Source organism: Desulfovibrio desulfuricans, assembly GCF_004801255.1.
Taxonomy (GTDB): domain Bacteria; phylum Desulfobacterota; class Desulfovibrionia; order Desulfovibrionales; family Desulfovibrionaceae; genus Desulfovibrio; species Desulfovibrio desulfuricans_C.
In genome coordinates this window covers 345,415-362,082 of sequence record NZ_CP036295.1, presented here as the reverse complement: position 1 = coordinate 362,082, position 16,668 = coordinate 345,415, and the positions used below count along the sequence as shown (strand labels likewise).

Here is a 16,668-nt window from a genome sequence, read left to right as displayed (position 1 = left end):
TGCAAAGGCCCCTGCCAGAGTGTAAACTTGGCCCAAGACCACCAAGGAGCTTTTATGGCAGTAGTGCTAGGCACGGCGGGGCACATCGACCACGGCAAGACATCGCTTGTAAGGGCGCTTACGGGCATCGACTGCGACCGCCTGCAGGAGGAGAAACGCCGGGGCATCACTATTGAGCTGGGCTTTGCCTGGGTGGATCTGCCTGGCGGCGAACGGATGGGCATTGTGGACGTGCCGGGCCACGAGCGCTTTGTCAAAAACATGGTGGCCGGGGCGGCGGGCGTTGACATGGTCATGCTGGTCATTGCCGCCGACGAGGGCATCATGCCGCAAACCCGCGAGCACCTTGAAATATGCTCCCTGCTTGGCATCCGCACCGGCCTTGTGGCCCTTACCAAGACCGACATGGTGGATGCCGACTGGCTTGAAATGGTGCAGGAAGAAGTGCGCGGCTTTCTGGCGGGCACATTTCTTGACGGCGCACCGATTTTTCCCGTTTCTGCTACCACCGGCGAGGGCATAGACGCCCTGCGCGACTACCTTGTACGCACGGCGGCCGACCTGCCAGCCCAGCGCCGCAGCGATATTTTTCGCCTGCCGGTGGACCGTGTTTTCAGCATGAAGGGCCATGGCACGGTGGTGACCGGCACGGTCATCTCCGGCGTGTGCAATCTGGGCGACGAGCTGCGCTTTATGCCAGCCGACCTGCCCACACGCGCCCGTGGGCTGCAACGCCACGGCAAGCCTGCGGACTCGGTACAGCCGGGGCAGCGCTGCGCCGTCAACGTACAGGGCCTTGACGTGGACGACATCGACCGGGGCTTTGTGCTGGCGCGGCCAGGCGAGCTGTTTCCCTCCAGCCGATGGCTGGTGCGTCTTACCTGCCTTTCATCTGCCCCCAGGGCCCTGCGCCAGAGGGTTGAGATACATTTTCACCACGGCACGCGCGAATGCGCGGCGCGGGTGGTCTTTCGCGACAGGGACAAGCTGGCCCCCGGCGAAACAGCTCTGGCGGAGCTGCGCTTCAAGGAGCCCATGGTGGGCGTGTTTGGCGACCACTGCGTGCTGCGCGCCTACTCGCCACTGCGCACTGTGGCGGGCGGCCTGCTGGTCAGCCCGCTGCCGCCCGAGCTGCGGGCAAAAGATCCTGAACTGGCCGACAAGCTGCGCCAGCTGCAGGCCCTGCCCGAGCTGCACAACGCGGCAGAGGCCATGGGCGGCGGCAAGGCCGAGGCCAAGGCGCGCGACGAGGCCCGCGCCCAGATGCTTGGCGGCGCGCTGACCCTGTGCGGGGCAGGCGGCGCCGACGAGGCGCGCCTGCGCGCCCTGACAGGCCTTGCCCGACCGGCTGTGGAGGCTGCCCTGCAGATGCTCTCCACCCGTGGCGAGGCCCTGTGCTGGGACAAGGAAAGCCGCTGCTGGATTGCCAAAATTCCCTTTGAAAAACTGCTGGCGGCCTGCCTCGAAAGGGGGGCGGAACTGCACCGCCGCGAACCGCTCAAGCCTGGCTTTACCCGTGGCGCGCTGTGCACGGGCTGGAGCCGCAACCTGCCGCCCAAGCTGGTGCAAAAGGTTCTGGACCAGGCCATGAAGCAGGGGCTGCTGGTTACTGAGGGCGAAGGCCTGCGCCTGCAGTCCCACATTGTAAGCCTTGCGGCCGACCAGGCCGGGCTGCGGCAAAAGCTGCTGGACGCGCACGCCTCGGCGGGCCTTACGCCGCCCAACGCCAAAGATGTGCTCGAGGCGCTGGGGGTCACGCCCAAGGAGGCCGCCCCGGTACTGCACCTGCTCTGCGAATCGGGCGATCTCGTCAAGATCAAGGACGGCCTGTACTATCACGGCCCGGTCCTGACCGATATTCTCGACCGCGTGCGCGGCTGGTTTGCCAGCCACGACAATCTGGATGTGGCGGGCCTCAAGGAATTGCTGGGCCTTTCGCGCAAGTTCCTCATCGCACTGCTTGAATACATGGACAACGAGCGTATAACGGTGCGCGTCGGCGACCAGCGCCGGTATCGCGGCCGCTGAGGGGGCCGGGGGTACAATTTTTCTTGCCATCTTGATAATAATGCTCAAATATATCTGTAATGCTCATTTGCTCATAACTCTTCACTAAGGAGTCCGGATATGTCTGAAAAAATTCTGGTAGTAGGCGGTGTTGCCCTGGGGCCCAAGGCGGCGTGCCGCTGCAAGCGCCTCATGCCCGATGCGGAAGTGACGCTCGTGGACGAAAACGTCTTCATTTCCTACGGCGGCTGCGGCATCCCCTACTATGTATCCGGTGAAATACAGAACCTCGACGATCTGCGCTCCACGCCATACCACACCGTGCGCGACCCGGATTTTTTCCGCGACATGAAGGGCATTACCGTTCGCACCCAAACCCGCGCCATGGCCATTGACCGGGCGGCCAAAACCCTGCTGGTCAAAGATGTCGTCTCCGGCAAGGAAGAAAAGCTGCCGTACGACAAGCTGGTGCTCGCCACCGGCGCAAGCCCCCGCGTGCCTCCCATTGAGGGCAAGGAGCTTAAAAACGTGCTGTCCCTCACCCGGCTGGAAGCGGCCGGGGCCATACGCGCCGCCTGCCAGGAGGGCAAGGTGAGCGAGGCTGTCATTGTGGGCGGCGGCTTTATCGGGCTGGAAGCTGCGGTGGCGCTGGCCGACATGTGGGGCGTCAAGGTCAGCGTGGTGGAAATGATGGACCAGATTCTGCCCGGCGTACTGTCGCAGCCCCTGTCATTCATGGCGGCCAACGACTGCAAGGCCCACAAGGTCGACGTTTTCACCTCTGAAAAAGTGCTGCGTCTTGAGGGCGCAAACGGCACGGTTGCCAAGGTGGTCACGGACAAGCGCGAAATACCCGCCCAGCTGGTGATTTTTGCTGCGGGCTTTATCCCCAACGGACAGATCGCCAAGGACGCCGGACTCGAAGTTGCGCCCTTTGGCGCTGTAGTGGTGGACGAGCACATGCGCACCACCGACCCCGCCATCTATGCGGGCGGCGACTGCGTTGCCATCAAAAACATCATCACCGGCAAGATGGGCTATCTGCCTCTGGGCAGCATGGCCAACCGCCAGGGGCGCGTCATCGGCACCAACCTGGCTGGCGGCAATGCCAGCTTCCCCGGCTTTGTGGGATCGTGGGCGGTCAAACTCTTCGACCTCGCCTTCTGCGGCGTGGGCCTTACCATTGACCGCGCCCGCAAGGAAGGCTTTGACGCCATGAGCGTCAGCGTGGAGCAGCTGGACCACGCCCACTTTTTCCCCGAAAAATCCATGATGAGCCTCGAGCTGGTTGTGGACAAGGCCACCAGGCGCGTGCTTGGCATCCAGGGGGCCTGCGTGGATCCCGATTCGCTCAAGGCCCGCATTGATGCTGTGGCCGCAGCCCTGCAATACTCCAAGCCCACTGTGGAGGACATCTCCAACCTTGAGGTCGCCTACGCCCCGCCCTTTGCCTCGGCCATGGACGTGGTCAACGTGGTCGCCAACGTGGCCGACAACGCCCTGGCCGGGCGCTTTACCCCTGTTACCGCCGACAAGTTCATGCAGCTATGGCAGCATCGTAAAGAAAACCACGTGTTCTTTATAGATGCCCGCCCGGCGGCGGCAGGCAAGTCGGTGCAGGAAAAGCACCCCGACTGGCACGCCATGCCGCTTGAAGAAATAGCCGCCAGGGTGGGCGAGGTTCCCAGGGACCGCCCCGTGGCCATTATCTGCAACACGGGTCTGCGGGCGTATGACGGCCTGCTGGTTCTTGCCCGCAACGGCATAACAGATGTGGTAAACTCCACAGGCGGCATGCAGGCGGCCATCAAAATGGGGCTTTCCGTTTAGCGCCCAGGCAACAGTCTGGCGCGGGGGCGGCCTTGGCCGCCCCCGCGTTTTCTGCCTGCAATGCGCGCCTGCAACAAGGCTGGCTCACGCAGCATGCGCCATGCCTGGAGCCAGGGCAGCGCCCTGCCGCCAACAGCGGTTTGGACGCGCAAGATATGCCCGGCAGGCACGCGCCCGGATACCGCGCGTATACATGTGCGCCAGCGCCGGACAAACGTCCGGTCACAAAATTGCAACATTTTTTTGACCCCTGTCATATTTGATAATCACTCATAATCACACAGCATTCCTATCAACACTCCGCTGTCCGCCCTGCATTGGTTTATAAATTGTCACTATTTTCCGTGCCTTGCGATTGTCATATTTTTTTTTGTTCCAGCCTCTATTAAACTGTTCAAACAAACAATTATATGTTAAGCGCAAAAACGCGTGCTTCCGCGGGGCAATCCGGAACGCGTCATTAGGCCTCAAAACCAGTGATACCAAGCTTTTTTGGTGGACGCGCCGGGGCGGATTGGGTACTGTTTCCCTACCACAGATTCCACTTCAAGCCTCCATTTTGTGTTCACCTCACGGCATTGGCCGTTGCCCGTCCCCGCCGCAGGCGGGAACTATCTTTGGGGCCCAGCCGGCCCAGCCGATTTTGTAAAAACATTGCGCGCCAATGGGCGCCAAGGAGGAACAGATGGCTCATATGAAAACTATGGACGGCAACAACGCCACTGCGCACATTGCCTACGCTCTGTCGGAAACGGCAGCCATTTACCCCATTACTCCCTCGTCCGTGATGGGCGAAGTCATGGACCAGCTGGCCACCAAGGGCACCAAAAACCTGCTCGGCCAGACCGTTAACGTGCGTGAAATGCAGTCCGAAGCAGGCGCCGCTGGCGCAGTGCACGGCATGCTTTCCGCCGGTACGCTTACCTCCACCTACACGGCATCGCAGGGTCTGCTGCTCATGATCCCCAACATGTACAAAATCGCCGGCGAACTTCTTCCCGGCGTTTTTCATGTTTCGGCTCGCGCCCTGGCCTCCCATGCACTGTCCATCTTTGGCGACCATCAGGACGTGATGGCTGCCCGCCAGACCGGTTTCTGCTTTCTTGCTTCCTCCTCCGTGCAGGAATGCATGGACCTGGCCCTGGTGGCGCATCTTTCGGCCATCGACGCCAGCCTGCCCTTCTGCCACTTTTTCGACGGATTCCGCACCTCGCACGAAGTGCAGAAGATCGAAACCATTGATTACGAAGACATCCGTCCCCTGGTGAACTGGGAAAAGGTGGCCGAATTCCGCGCCACCGCCATGAACCCCGAGCACCCGCACATTCGCGGCACCGCCCAGAACCCCGACATCTACTTCCAGAACCGTGAAGCTTCCAACCTTTATTACGACGCCGTTCCCGGCATCGTGCTTGACAACATGAAGAAGGTCGAATCCATCACCGGCCGCAAGTACCGCCTGTTCGACTACGTGGGTCACCCCGAAGCCGACCGCGTTATCGTGTCCATGGGTTCCTCCTGTGAAGTCATCGAAGAAACGGTCAAGTACCTCAACGCCCTGGGCCAGCGCGTGGGCCTCGTGAAGGTTCACCTGTTCCGTCCTTTCTCCACCGAGCACATGCTGCGCGCCCTGCCCGCCAGCGTGACCACCATCACCGTGCTTGACCGCACCAAGGAAAGTGGCGCTCTTGGCGAACCCCTGTATCAGGACGTGTGCACCGCCTTCCTCGAAAAGGGCGAAGCTCCCACCCTGGTGGGCGGCCGTTACGGCCTGGGTTCCAAGGACTTCACGCCCGGCATGGCCAAGGCCGTGTTCGACAACATGATGGCCCTGCAGCCCAAAAACCACTTCACCGTGGGCATCAACGACGACATCACCTACCTCTCCCTTGATGTGGAAGAGGAAATCGACACCGTGCCCGCCGGCACCGTGCAGTGCAAGTTCTTCGGCCTCGGCGCCGACGGCACCGTGGGCGCCAACAAGCAGGCCATCAAGATCATCGGCGACAACACCGATCTCTACGCCCAGGCCTACTTTGCTTACGACTCCAAGAAGTCCGGCGGTTTCACCGTTTCGCACCTGCGTTTCGGCAAGGAGCCCATCACTTCTTCCTACCTGATCACCAAGGCCGACTACGTCGCCTGCCACAAGGCCGCCTACGTGACCCAGTACGACATCCTTGAAGGCATCAAGGACGGCGGCACTTTTGTGCTGAACTCCAACTGGTCGCTGGCCGACATGGAAAAGCACCTGCCCGCCTCCATGAAGCGCGTGATCGCCCGCAAAAAGCTGAAGTTCTACAACGTGGACGCCGTCAAGGTCGCCCAGGAAGTGGGCCTCGGCGGCCGCATCAACATGATCATGCAGACCGCCTTCTTCAAGCTGGCCAACGTGCTTGACTTCGAAAAGGCCGTGAACCTGCTTAAGGAATCCATCAAAAAAACCTACGGCAGCAAGGGCGACAAGATCGTCAACATGAACATCGCCGCCGTGGACAAGGGCATGGACGCTCTGGAAGAAGTGAAATACCCCGCTTCCTGGGCCAAAGCCACCGAAGGCGCCGCCGCCTGCCACTGCGACGAGGATGAATACATCAGCGCCGTTGTGCGTCCCATTCTGGCCCAGCAGGGCGACAAGCTGCCCGTGTCCGCCATGGATCCGGCTGGCTTCATGCCCCTTGGCACCGCCGCCTGCGAAAAGCGCGGCTGCGCCATCGACGTGCCCGAATGGCAGGTCGAAAACTGCATCCAGTGCTGCCAGTGCTCGTTTGTGTGCCCCCACGCCGCCATTCGCCCGGTGCTTGCCACTGAAGAAGAACTGGCTGGCGCTCCCGCCTCCTTTGCCACCAAGGACGCCATCGGCAAGGAACTCAAGGGCATGAAGTTCCGCATCCAGGTGTACGCTGAAGACTGCCTGGGCTGCGGCTCGTGCGCCGACGTGTGCCCCGCCAAGGTCAAGGCTCTGGTCATGAAGCCCCTGGAAACCCAGCTGGCTGCCCAGAAGGAAAACCTCGAGTTTGCCGAAGCCAACATCACTCTCAAGGACCAGCTCATGTCGCGCGACACCGTCAAGGGTTCGCAGCTGCAGCAGCCCCTGCACGAGTTCTCCGGCGCCTGCGCCGGTTGCGGCGAAACGCCTTACGTCAAGGTGCTCACCCAGATGTTCGGCGAACGCATGCTGGTTGCCAACGCCACCGGCTGCTCGTCCATCTGGGGCGCTTCCTCGCCCACCACGCCTTATTGCACCAACAAGGACGGCTTTGGCCCGGCATGGGGCAACTCGCTGTTTGAAGACGCCGCCGAATACGGCTGCGGCATGGGCATTGCCTATCAGCAGCGCCGCGCGCTTCTGTCCATGAAGGTTGAAGAAGCCTTGAAGGACGAAGCCGCTTCTCCCGAGCTGAAAGAAGCCCTCAAGGGCTGGCTGGACAACAAGGAAGACGCCGACGGCTCCCGCAAGTACGGCGAAATGATCATGGACAACCTGGAAGGCTTTGACAGCCCCCTGGCCCATGAACTGTGGCACATGGACGACCTCTTCACCAAGAAGAGCGTGTGGATCTTCGGCGGCGACGGCTGGGGCTACGACATCGGTTACGGCGGCCTTGACCACGTCCTCGCCAGCGGCGACGACATCAACGTGCTGCTGATGGATACCGAAGTGTACTCCAACACCGGCGGTCAGTCCTCCAAGGCCACCCCGCTTGGCGCAGTGGCCCAGTTTGCCGCCGCTGGCAAGCGCACCGGCAAAAAGGATCTTGGCCGCATGGCCATGACCTACGGCTACGTGTACGTTGCCTCCGTGTCCATGGGCGCGGACAAGCAGCAGGTGCTCAAGGCCTTCCGCGAAGCTGAAGCCTACAAGGGACCCTCGCTCATCATCGCTTACGCGCCCTGCATCAACCAGGGTCTGCGCAAGGGCATGGGCAAGAGCCAGGAAGAAGCCAAGATGGCCGTGCTTTCCGGTTACTGGCCCCTGTACCGCTACAATCCCGAACTGGCCAAGGAAAAGAAAAATCCCTTCCAGCTCGACAGCAAGGCTCCTTCGGCCAACATCCAGGAATTCCTGGGCGGCGAAACCCGCTTCGCCTCTCTGGAAAAGATGAACCCCGAAGCCTCCAAAAAACTGCGCGCGGAACTGGCCGATGCCTACGCCGAGCGCTACGCCATGCTCAAGCAGATGGCTAATCTGCCTTACCCCGACGCCAGCGCCGAATAGCAGAGGTCTGACGTTATGACGACCCGCGCCCGACAGCACACGCTTCCCCTCCGGGGGGCGGCACGTTGCTGCGGGCGCGGGCTACGCAGCACGCTTAGGATCAGAGGTTAAAGGCCTGGGCGCGAGGAAAGCCCTCGCGCCCTTTTTTTCGGGTTAACACCGCCAGCCTGCCGGCACAGCAGGGGAGGCACTATGCACAACGGTCTATACATCACCGCCACAGGGCCCATGACGGGCAAGAGCGCCATCGCCCTTGGGGCCATGCAGCTGCTCAGCCGCAGCATGCGCAAAGTGGCTTTTTTTCGTCCCATCATCAACGAACCGCTGTGGGACGACCGCGACCCCTACATCCATCTGATGCTTGAATACTTCAAGCTCAACATGGACTACGCTGACACCTTTGCCTACACCCAGCGCGAGGCCCGTCAGATCATCAATCAGGGGTCGCGCAATCTGCTGATCGAAAACATCATCCAGAAGTACAAAAAACTGCTGGAGACCTACGATTTCGTCCTGTGCGTCGGCACTGATTTTCTCGCCAAAGACCCGGTTTTTGAGTTTGAACTCAATGCCGAAATAGCTGCCAACCTGGGCTGCCCGGTCATTCTGGTCACCAGCGGCTACAATGTGAGCGCCGAAGACATTCGTGATTCGCTCCAGATCACCATGGACAGCCTCGAGCCCTACGCGCTGGATGTGGTTGCCACCATTGTGAACCGCCGCAACCTTACGCAGACAGAGCTGGACGAGCTGCGCGCGCATTTCAGCACGCAGGATCGCCGCGCCCTTATTTTCTCCGTGCCCAACGACCCCACCATCGGCCAGCCTACCATGGCTGACGTAAAAAAAGGCCTGGACGCGGAAATCCTCTTTGGTGAAAACCGCCTCGATGCGCTCGTGGGCGACTATCTCATCGCCGCCATGCACGTGGACCACGTGCTCGGCTACATTGCCAAGGACCAGCTTATCGTCACCCCCGGCGACCGCGCCGACGTGCTGCTGGCCGCCATCGCCTCGCGGCTGTCCTCCTCGACGCCCGACATCGCTGGCGTGCTGCTTACCGGCGGCATTCGCCCCTCTGATCAGGTGTGCAAATTTATCGAAGGCTGGACAGGCTCGCCCCTGCCCATACTGCTGACGCCGCACCATACCTACAAGGCTTTTATGGCCCTGCAGAGCATCATTGCGCCCATCGAACCCACCGACCTGCGCAAGATCAACAGCGTGCTTGGCCTCTTTGAGCAGCACGTCAACGGCAAGGAAATCGAAAACCGCATCGGCAGCGAGCGCAGCAGCCGCATCACGCCCATGATGTTTGAATTCGAACTCATCCAGCGCGCCAAGGCCAACAAGATGCGCATCGTGCTGGCCGAAGGCACCGAAGAGCGCATCCTGCGCGCAACCGATATTCTGCTGCGCCGCGATGTGGCCGAAATCATCCTGCTTGGCAATGTGGAAGAAATCCGCTCCAAGGCCAGCGCCTTTGGCCTGGACATCGCCAAGGCGCGGCTCATCGACCCGGTCAAATCCGAGCTGTTTGACGACTACGCCAATACCTACTACGAGCTGCGCAAAAAGAAGGGCATCACCCCCGAGCAGGCCCGCGACACCATGACCGACTCTACCTACTTTGCCACCATGATGGTCAAGAAGGACGACGCCGACGGCATGGTCTCCGGCTCGGTCAACACCACCGCCCACACCATCCGCCCGGCCTTTGAGTTTGTTAAGACCAAACCCGGCTTTTCCGTGGTTTCGTCGGTCTTTCTCATGTGCCTCAAGGACCGCGTGCTGGCCTTTGGCGACTGCGCGGTCAACCCCAACCCCACCGCGCAGCAGCTGGCCGAAATAGCCATTGCCTCGGCCCATACGGCCAAGGTTTTTGGCATTGAACCCCGCGTGGCCATGCTGTCTTACTCCACCGGCACGTCCGGCAAGGGCGCCGACGTCGATGTGGTGGTCGAAGCCACCAAGATCGCACAGGAAATGGCTCCCGATCTTGCTCTCGAAGGCCCCTTGCAGTACGACGCCGCCATCGACCCCTCGGTGGCAAAAACCAAGATGCCCGACAGCAAGGTCGCCGGCAGGGCCACGGTGTTTATCTTCCCCGACCTCAACACCGGCAACAATACCTACAAGGCCGTGCAACGCGCTGCCGGGGCCATTGCCATCGGCCCGGTGCTGCAGGGCCTTAACAAGCCTGTCAACGACCTGTCGCGCGGCTGCACCGTGCCCGACATCGTCAATACCGTAGCCATCACCGCCGTTCAGGCCGCAGCCGAAAAGGCCGCAGCCAAGCAGCAATAAACCGGGCAGGCCCGACACTTACGCGCTTGCGGCGGTTTGCCCTCAAGGCAAACCGCCGCAGCAAGCCGTAAACCCGCCGCCAAAAAAATAAACGCTGACGCAAGGCATGCGCCACACACTGCGGCCCGCGATCAGACATTAACACGCTCAAGGAAAGGGATAGTTATGAAAATTCTGGTGATCAACGCGGGTTCTTCATCCTGCAAGTATCAGCTGCTGGAAATGGACACGCGCAGCGTACTCTGCTCCGGCCTTGCCGAACGCATCGGGCAGGAAGGCGGACGCCTGACCCACAAAATCGCCCCTGATACCGACAAGGAAGAAAAACTGGTCCGCGAGTCCTTCTTCCCCACCCATGTGGAAGCCATGGAGCTGGTGATCGCCCTTTTGACCGACCCCGAAAAGGGCGTCATCAAGGACAAGAGCGAAATCTACGCCATCGGCCACCGCGTGCTGCACGGCGGCGAAGCCGTGAGCGACCCGGTACTGGTGAACGAACGCGTGAAGCAGATTGTAGAAGAATGCGCCGTGCTTGGCCCCTTGCACAACCCCGCCAACCTCATGGGCATTGAAGTGGCGGAAAAACTCTTCCCCGGCGTTCCCAACGTGGCCGTGTTCGACACCGAGTTCGGCATGGGCATGCCCAAGGAAGCCTTCATGTACGCTCTGCCCTACGAGCTGTATGAAGAACTGCGCATCCGCCGCTACGGCTTCCACGGCACCTCGCACAAGTACATCGCCAACGCCACGGCCCAGTTCCTCGGCAAGCCCCTTTCCGAGCTGCGCTCCATCACCATGCACCTCGGCAACGGTTCTTCCATGAGCTGCGTCAAAAACGGCAAGTGCTTCGACACCAGCATGGGCCTCACCCCGCTGGAAGGCCTTGTGATGGGTACCCGCTGCGGCACCATCGACCCGGCCATCGTGCCTTTTGTTATGGAAAAGAAGGGATTGAGCCCCGCCGAAGCCGACACGCTGATGAATAAAAAGTCCGGTCTGCTGGGCATCTGCGGCTACACCGACATGCGCGACGTGCATGCCCAGGTGGATAAGGGCAACGACCGCGCCGAGCTGGCCCTCAACCTGCTCGTGCGCAGCATCAAAAAGACCCTTGGTTCCTACTTCTTCCTGCTTGAGGGCAATGTGGACGCCATGGTCTTTACCGCCGGCATCGGCGAAAACGACGACATCGTGCGCGCCATGGTGTGCGAAGGCCTGGAAGCCTTTGGCATCAAGCTCAACAAGCAAGAAAACAGCACCCGCAAGCCCGGCGCGCGCATCATCTCTACGCCGGACAGCAAAATTCCCGTGATCATCATCCCCACCAACGAAGAGCTGCAGATCGCTCTGGCCACGGTGGAAGTGCTGAAAAAATAAGCCCGCCTGCGGGAGTCATGTCAAAGCAAAAGGCCGTCTTCTTCGTGAAGGCGGCCTTTTAGCGGTTATATGGCGCGGGCGTCAGCTATTTGGCAATGCCAAGGGTCGCTGCCATGGCCTGCTCAAACTGCCGCACGTAGGTCTCAAATTTCTTTCTGCTGTTGTAGTCGTTGGAGCTTTTTACAAACAGGCCGCCGCCAGCAGCCACCACAAGGGCAGACACGCCGCCGAATTTGGCGGTCATGAGCAGGACGTCGGACAGCCGCTGCATCAGTTCGTCCGTACTTTCCGTGAACAGGTGCATTAAAAAGCCAAAGCACACCAGCCCCACGAGAAAGACAATGGCGCTGACCTTGCAGACTTTTTTCAGCGGGTATTTTTCCACTTCATATTCTGTGGCGCGGGTCAGGCCGCAGCGCTTCATCAGCGTGACCGCGTCCGCAAATTCGTGCGTCGTGCCCGTGGCGGCATTGCCCACCGCATAGACATCAAGCACCGCGCCTTGGTCGCCAAAGCCCTGCTCTGTCCCATCCGCCGGGCCAAGACAGCCCAGGGTCACAACGTCGCCCGGGGCCAGCGCAAATGATTGCGGCAGGGGCAGCAGCACTTCCACGCCCAGCGCGAGCCGCAGCGCAACGGCCTGCCAGTCCTTTTTGCCGCGCGGCAGGCGCAGTTCCGTGCCCGCCGGGTCGCCCAGCGAAACAACGGTTTCCTGCGCGGGCGCACCGGCTGCCGTAGACAGCACCTCAGCCTGCAGGCTCATGGCCCGAAAAATCTTGCCTTCAACCGTAAAATCCATGCAACCTCCCCCATACAGGGTCTGTCAACCGCAGCCGTCCTATCGGGGCAGCAGTGTTTCTTCAAGGGACATATCCACGGCAACCTCGCGAGAGGGCAGCGACTTGTCTATGCGCACCGTGCCCGCAGGAGCGTTGCGCATGGGTTTGACGTGCCGCACCTCCGCATATTGAATGCGCGCCCGTGCGGCTTCCCTTTGCCAGCTTTTGCAGGCGGCCAGCGCCCCGGCCTGATCCAGGGTGCGGGGCGGCACCTCCTGCCCGCCGTGGGCGCGGCGTATGATCACGTGCGAGCCGGGGCCGTTTTCCGCATGCAGCCAGATATCATGCGGGGCAGCCAGTTTGCGGGCGGCCAGGTTGCCCTTGGCGTCGCGCCCGCGCAGCAGCACAAAACCGTCGGAGCTTATAAACATCTGCACATTCTTGGGCAGGGCAGTCGCCAGCCCCATGCCCGCTGCACGGCCCTCGGGCGCGCCTTCCTCGCCGCCGCCAGCGGTTACGCCAAGCAGGCTGTCGTGGCGAGCCTGCCTCAGGGCGGCCAGCTCCGCCTCCAGAGCGGCGCGGCGATCGGCCAGATGCTCCATGCCGCGCTGACCGCGCCGGGCCGTATGGAACAGGCGGGCCATTTCTTCGCGCACAGCGCGGCGCAAATCCAGCGCTATTTCACGGGCGGGGCCGTGCGGCCCTTCCCCCACACTGACGGATGCGGCGCGAAACTCGGCAGGCCAGCGCCACAACTCCGCCTGAAGCGCCAAAGCGTCGGCCTGGCAAGCCATCATGCCGCCGAGGCGCGATTCCTCCTCGCGCAGTTTGTCCAGCAGCCGCATAAGTTTGCGCACGCGCCGATCCAAAGGTTGAGCAGCTTCACGCGCCTGCTCCACGGCAAGACGCGAGAGCACCATATCCTGCCCCGCCAGCTCGGTCAGCGCCAGAGCATCCGCGCCGCAAAATTCCTCAATGGCGGGAGCGTCGGCATCCTTGCCCCGCAGGGTCTGCCGCTGGGCCTCTGGCAAGGGCCAGGCGCTGACGGCCAGCACGGGGCGCGGGGGCAGGCCGGGCACGGCATCCGTAGCCTCGCCGCGTTGCCCGTAACAAAACAGGTCGCCGCCGCCAAGGCGCAGGTCTTCGAGCAGTGCCCACTGTTCCGGCTCGTCCAGGCAGGCAAGGGTGCGACGCAGCGCGGGCGTAAGCACAGCCCACTCGCGCCAGTTTGGCAAGGCCGTGCCCAACTGGTCAGGCCTCGGCCACGGGGGCTGATCCTCCTCCGGCGTTTCGCCCTCGCCAATAAAACGCAGCGAGGGGCCTTCGCGCAGGTCAAGCAGCAGCCAAGTCAGGCAAGGTTGCCGCGCGGATGTCTCGCCGTCGGCCTGAGGTGACGCCGCATCCGCACCGCCGCCAAGCAGCAGCCACAGACGGCGCTCGCTCCACTGCGGCACGCAGGCCGCAATGCGCCGCCCGGCCGCATACTTGCGCAGGCGCATGACAGGGGCTGAGGGCGCCCGCCCCACGCTGATGCGCTGCGTGGTGACAAAGCAGAAAGAATCCTTGCGGCCAAAGCGCAGGCAAAGTTGCCGTTTGCGCCCTCGGCTGTAAATCATAAGTGCCAGAAGGCCCTCGGCGGGTTCCTGAATTTTTTCGACCCGCGCGCCCACGAGCAGAGGGGCCAGGTCTTCACAAAAACGGCGAAAAAGATGGGCATCCATAGAAAAACCCGGCTTGCGGGAAGGGGTGGGGAATCTGGAGCGACGGCCCGTCCAAAACAAAGCCGCAAAAAACCATTACAGCGGCCCGGTCCTGACGACCATGACCGCCATACTGAAAACAGGTGCGATACTTCAGCCGTTGCCCGTCAACCATGACGATTCATGCTGACGGCGCAGACGCACGGGCTGCGGAGTAAGGCAAGGGCTCAAGCCTGCCCGCCCGCATGCTGTTAGGCCGCAACAAGACCGCAAGGGGCTAGCCCCTTACAGACTGCGCGGGGCCCTGACGGCATGCCTCTGCCCTGCCGCGCTTTTCGCACGCAAGCAAACTCAAGCGGGCGGTGCGTTGCCCAGCAAGCCGCCTGACCAATCAGCAAAGAAACAGTACCGCTATAGCAACAAAAGCTGACGCTAATCGCCGCGAAGGTGTTCGTCTTCTTCCTGCTTGGCCTTGCAGTTGATGCACAACCGCGTAACAGGCCGGGCCTTGAGGCGGGGGACGCTGATGTCGTCGCCGCACTCTTCGCAAATCCCGTAGGTTCCATCATCTATGCGGGTGAGGGCTGCCTGAATCTTGCGGATCAGGCGGCGCTCACGGTCACGGATACGCAGGGTAAAAGCCCTGTCGGATTCTGCAGTGGCGCGGTCAGCCGGGTCGGCGAACACTTCGTTGCTATCCGTCAGTTCTTCAAGGGTGCTGTCGCCCTTTTGCTTAGCTTCTTCAAGCATGCCAGAAAGAAGCTTGCGAAAATATTCCAAATCCTTGTGATCCATTTAAATCCTCCGGCGGACGCCGCTGGGGGGCGCATGAACGGTCTACTGAGTTAGCCGGTACGGGCGTGACGCAAGCAATTTGCGCCGCTTGCCCCGCGTTGGCCAGCCATGCTGCGGCATGGCCCGCTCAGAGCACCTCGCAGTGAAAATGCTCTTTTGATGCAATGGATTCCTATAGCTGCATGTGCAACCTTTGTAAAGCAGCGCACTCAAGAATCTGTAAAGCGTGCTGTTGTGAGATCCGCCCGCAAACAGCTCGCCCTGGAGTAACCGGGGCCATGCGGGCAACGGGCTGAAGCTGATTACATTTGCGTTACAATCAGGCTTGCGGGCCGTCGTCGGCGTGCAGTCCGGCTTCGAGCCGCTCCGCCTCATAGCGGGCTTCGCGCGCCGCCGCTCTGGCGGCGTCCTGAACAGCCTGCCGTTCTCTGGCCTCCGCGCGGATGACGCCCTTGATCTCGTCCCAGGCTGGCTCGTTCCACAGTGCTTCGCAGCGCTGGGTCGGCACCAGAATATCCTTGAATTCCTCTCCCCTGCGGGCGCGTACAAATACCGGCCCCCCGGTGGCTACAGCCTTGGGCGCGTAAGAGGCCGCCATCTGACAGGCCGTGCCCAACACATCCTCGGGCCACAAGGCTCCGTTGCGCGCCAGCGCCAGCGGCCCCGGCATGTCGCGCATGCGCAGGACAAGGTCGTCCGGCCCAGCAGCGGCGGCCAGCAGGTCATTGTCGGCGCTGTTGCGCCCCACGCACAGCCAGTAGTGGCTTTGTCCCTCGCTGTGCCAAAACTGACGACCAAGGTTGGCAAGCGTAAAGTCGCCCGCTGTGGGCTGCGGCAGGCGGGTGAGCACCAACCAGTACCGACGGGCGTTTTCGCGCTCTGTCAGGCGGCAGCCGCCGCCCGGAGTGGGGATTTCCGTAATGCCGTATTCCTTGGCCAGGGCCAGCTGCTCGGTGCGCCCCCGGCCCCAGATGCCCAAAAGACGCGAGCGGTCCACAAGCCCGCTTTCTTCGACGGGGGTGGGCTGCAGATGGTGCGCGCACAAGGGCCGCAGCAAAAAATTGCTCACGCCCGCATCGCGCAGAATAACATTCAGCGTGTCGCGCCGCTGCGACATGGGGCGCTGTCCCAGCACCTCGCCCGTGGCAAGGGCCTGCGCACCCACGCTTTCCATATATGCGCGGGCCTCGCGCAACAGCAGAATTTTGCAGTCCACGCAAGGGTTCAGCACCTTGCCAAAGCCGTGTTCCGGCCTTTGGCGCAGCATGGCCGCAAACTGCGGCCCAACGTCCCGGCTGACGACATCCAGCCCGTGAACCTTGCTCCAGTGCGCCGCCAGGGCCTCGCCGCCAAAAAAGGGCGAATAAAAATGCAGGCAGCGCACCCTGAGGCCCTGCCGCTCCAGCAGCTTGGCCGTCAGCAGACTGTCGAGCCCGCCAGAAAACAACACTATGATTTGTGGAGAATCGCTCATGCCGCGCTTGTACGACAGCACGGGCCCGTACGCAAGGGAGTAGCGGCGGGTGGCCGTGCCATTCTCCTACTTGATTTGTGAGCTATTGAGAATTATAATTATTAAACAGGCAGCGAATACGGCAGGTCAGATGGGCATCCAGCATTTGCCTTGCTTGCCTTGGTCTGCTACATTAATGCG

Annotated in this window: 9 protein-coding genes; 5 read left to right on the top strand and 4 right to left on the bottom strand. The window is 61.7% G+C overall.

The features are described 5' to 3' along the window. The first annotated feature begins 54 nt into the window (after positions 1-54). The 5 genes from selB to DDIC_RS01370 all read left to right on the top strand — a co-directional run bounded on the left by selB (position 55) and on the right by DDIC_RS01370 (position 11,740). Positions 55-2,028 carry a selenocysteine-specific translation elongation factor gene (gene selB, locus DDIC_RS01390; RefSeq protein WP_136398793.1) on the top strand — a complete coding sequence of 658 codons (1,974 nt, stop codon included), beginning with the start codon at positions 55-57 and terminating at the stop codon, positions 2,026-2,028. A gap of 99 nt (positions 2,029-2,127) precedes the next feature. Beyond that, a complete protein-coding gene (locus DDIC_RS01385; RefSeq protein WP_136398792.1) occupies positions 2,128-3,837 on the top strand; it encodes an FAD-dependent oxidoreductase in 1,710 nt (569 codons plus the stop codon). A gap of 685 nt (positions 3,838-4,522) precedes the next feature. Then, positions 4,523-8,056 carry a pyruvate:ferredoxin (flavodoxin) oxidoreductase gene (gene nifJ / locus DDIC_RS01380; RefSeq protein ID WP_136398791.1) on the top strand — a complete coding sequence of 1,178 codons (3,534 nt, stop codon included), beginning with the start codon at positions 4,523-4,525 and terminating at the stop codon, positions 8,054-8,056. A 192-nt stretch (positions 8,057-8,248) separates the two neighbouring features. Further along, entirely contained in the window at positions 8,249-10,363 is a 2,115-nt protein-coding gene (gene pta / locus DDIC_RS01375; protein ID WP_136398790.1) for a phosphate acetyltransferase, read from the top strand. 165 nt (positions 10,364-10,528) lie between these two features. Then, positions 10,529-11,740 carry an acetate kinase gene (locus DDIC_RS01370; RefSeq protein WP_136398789.1) on the top strand — a complete coding sequence of 404 codons (1,212 nt, stop codon included), beginning with the start codon at positions 10,529-10,531 and terminating at the stop codon, positions 11,738-11,740. An 85-nt stretch (positions 11,741-11,825) separates the two neighbouring features. Here the strand turns inward: DDIC_RS01370 and DDIC_RS01365 are convergent, their stop codons facing one another. The 4 genes from DDIC_RS01365 to DDIC_RS01350 form a co-directional block, all read right to left on the bottom strand. Continuing rightward, positions 11,826-12,539 (bottom strand): hypothetical protein, encoded by a 714-nt coding sequence (locus tag DDIC_RS01365; protein ID WP_136398788.1) that lies wholly within the window; start codon positions 12,537-12,539, stop codon positions 11,826-11,828. Between the two features lie 39 nt (positions 12,540-12,578). Beyond that, a complete protein-coding gene (locus tag DDIC_RS01360; RefSeq protein WP_136398787.1) occupies positions 12,579-14,240 on the bottom strand; it encodes an NFACT RNA binding domain-containing protein in 1,662 nt (553 codons plus the stop codon). A gap of 411 nt (positions 14,241-14,651) precedes the next feature. Continuing rightward, entirely contained in the window at positions 14,652-15,014 is a 363-nt protein-coding gene (dksA, locus tag DDIC_RS01355; protein ID WP_136398786.1) for an RNA polymerase-binding protein DksA, read from the bottom strand. Between the two features lie 319 nt (positions 15,015-15,333). Continuing rightward, entirely contained in the window at positions 15,334-16,488 is a 1,155-nt protein-coding gene (locus tag DDIC_RS01350; RefSeq protein WP_136398785.1) for a DUF814 domain-containing protein, read from the bottom strand. Positions 16,489-16,668 lie beyond the last annotated feature (180 nt).

Excerpts from the sequence above, each read along its gene's own strand:
- selB (WP_136398793.1), top strand. The coding sequence starts at position 55 with ATGGCAGTAGTGCTAGGCACGGCGGGGCACATCGACCACGGCAAGACA.
- DDIC_RS01385 (WP_136398792.1), top strand. The coding sequence starts at position 2,128 with ATGTCTGAAAAAATTCTGGTAGTAGGCGGTGTTGCCCTGGGGCCCAAG.
- nifJ (WP_136398791.1), top strand. The coding sequence starts at position 4,523 with ATGGCTCATATGAAAACTATGGACGGCAACAACGCCACTGCGCACATT.
- pta (WP_136398790.1), top strand. The coding sequence starts at position 8,249 with ATGCACAACGGTCTATACATCACCGCCACAGGGCCCATGACGGGCAAG.
- DDIC_RS01370 (WP_136398789.1), top strand. The coding sequence starts at position 10,529 with ATGAAAATTCTGGTGATCAACGCGGGTTCTTCATCCTGCAAGTATCAG.
- DDIC_RS01365 (WP_136398788.1), bottom strand. The coding sequence starts at position 12,539 with ATGGATTTTACGGTTGAAGGCAAGATTTTTCGGGCCATGAGCCTGCAG.
- DDIC_RS01360 (WP_136398787.1), bottom strand. The coding sequence starts at position 14,240 with ATGGATGCCCATCTTTTTCGCCGTTTTTGTGAAGACCTGGCCCCTCTG.
- dksA (WP_136398786.1), bottom strand. The coding sequence starts at position 15,014 with ATGGATCACAAGGATTTGGAATATTTTCGCAAGCTTCTTTCTGGCATG.
- DDIC_RS01350 (WP_136398785.1), bottom strand. The coding sequence starts at position 16,488 with ATGAGCGATTCTCCACAAATCATAGTGTTGTTTTCTGGCGGGCTCGAC.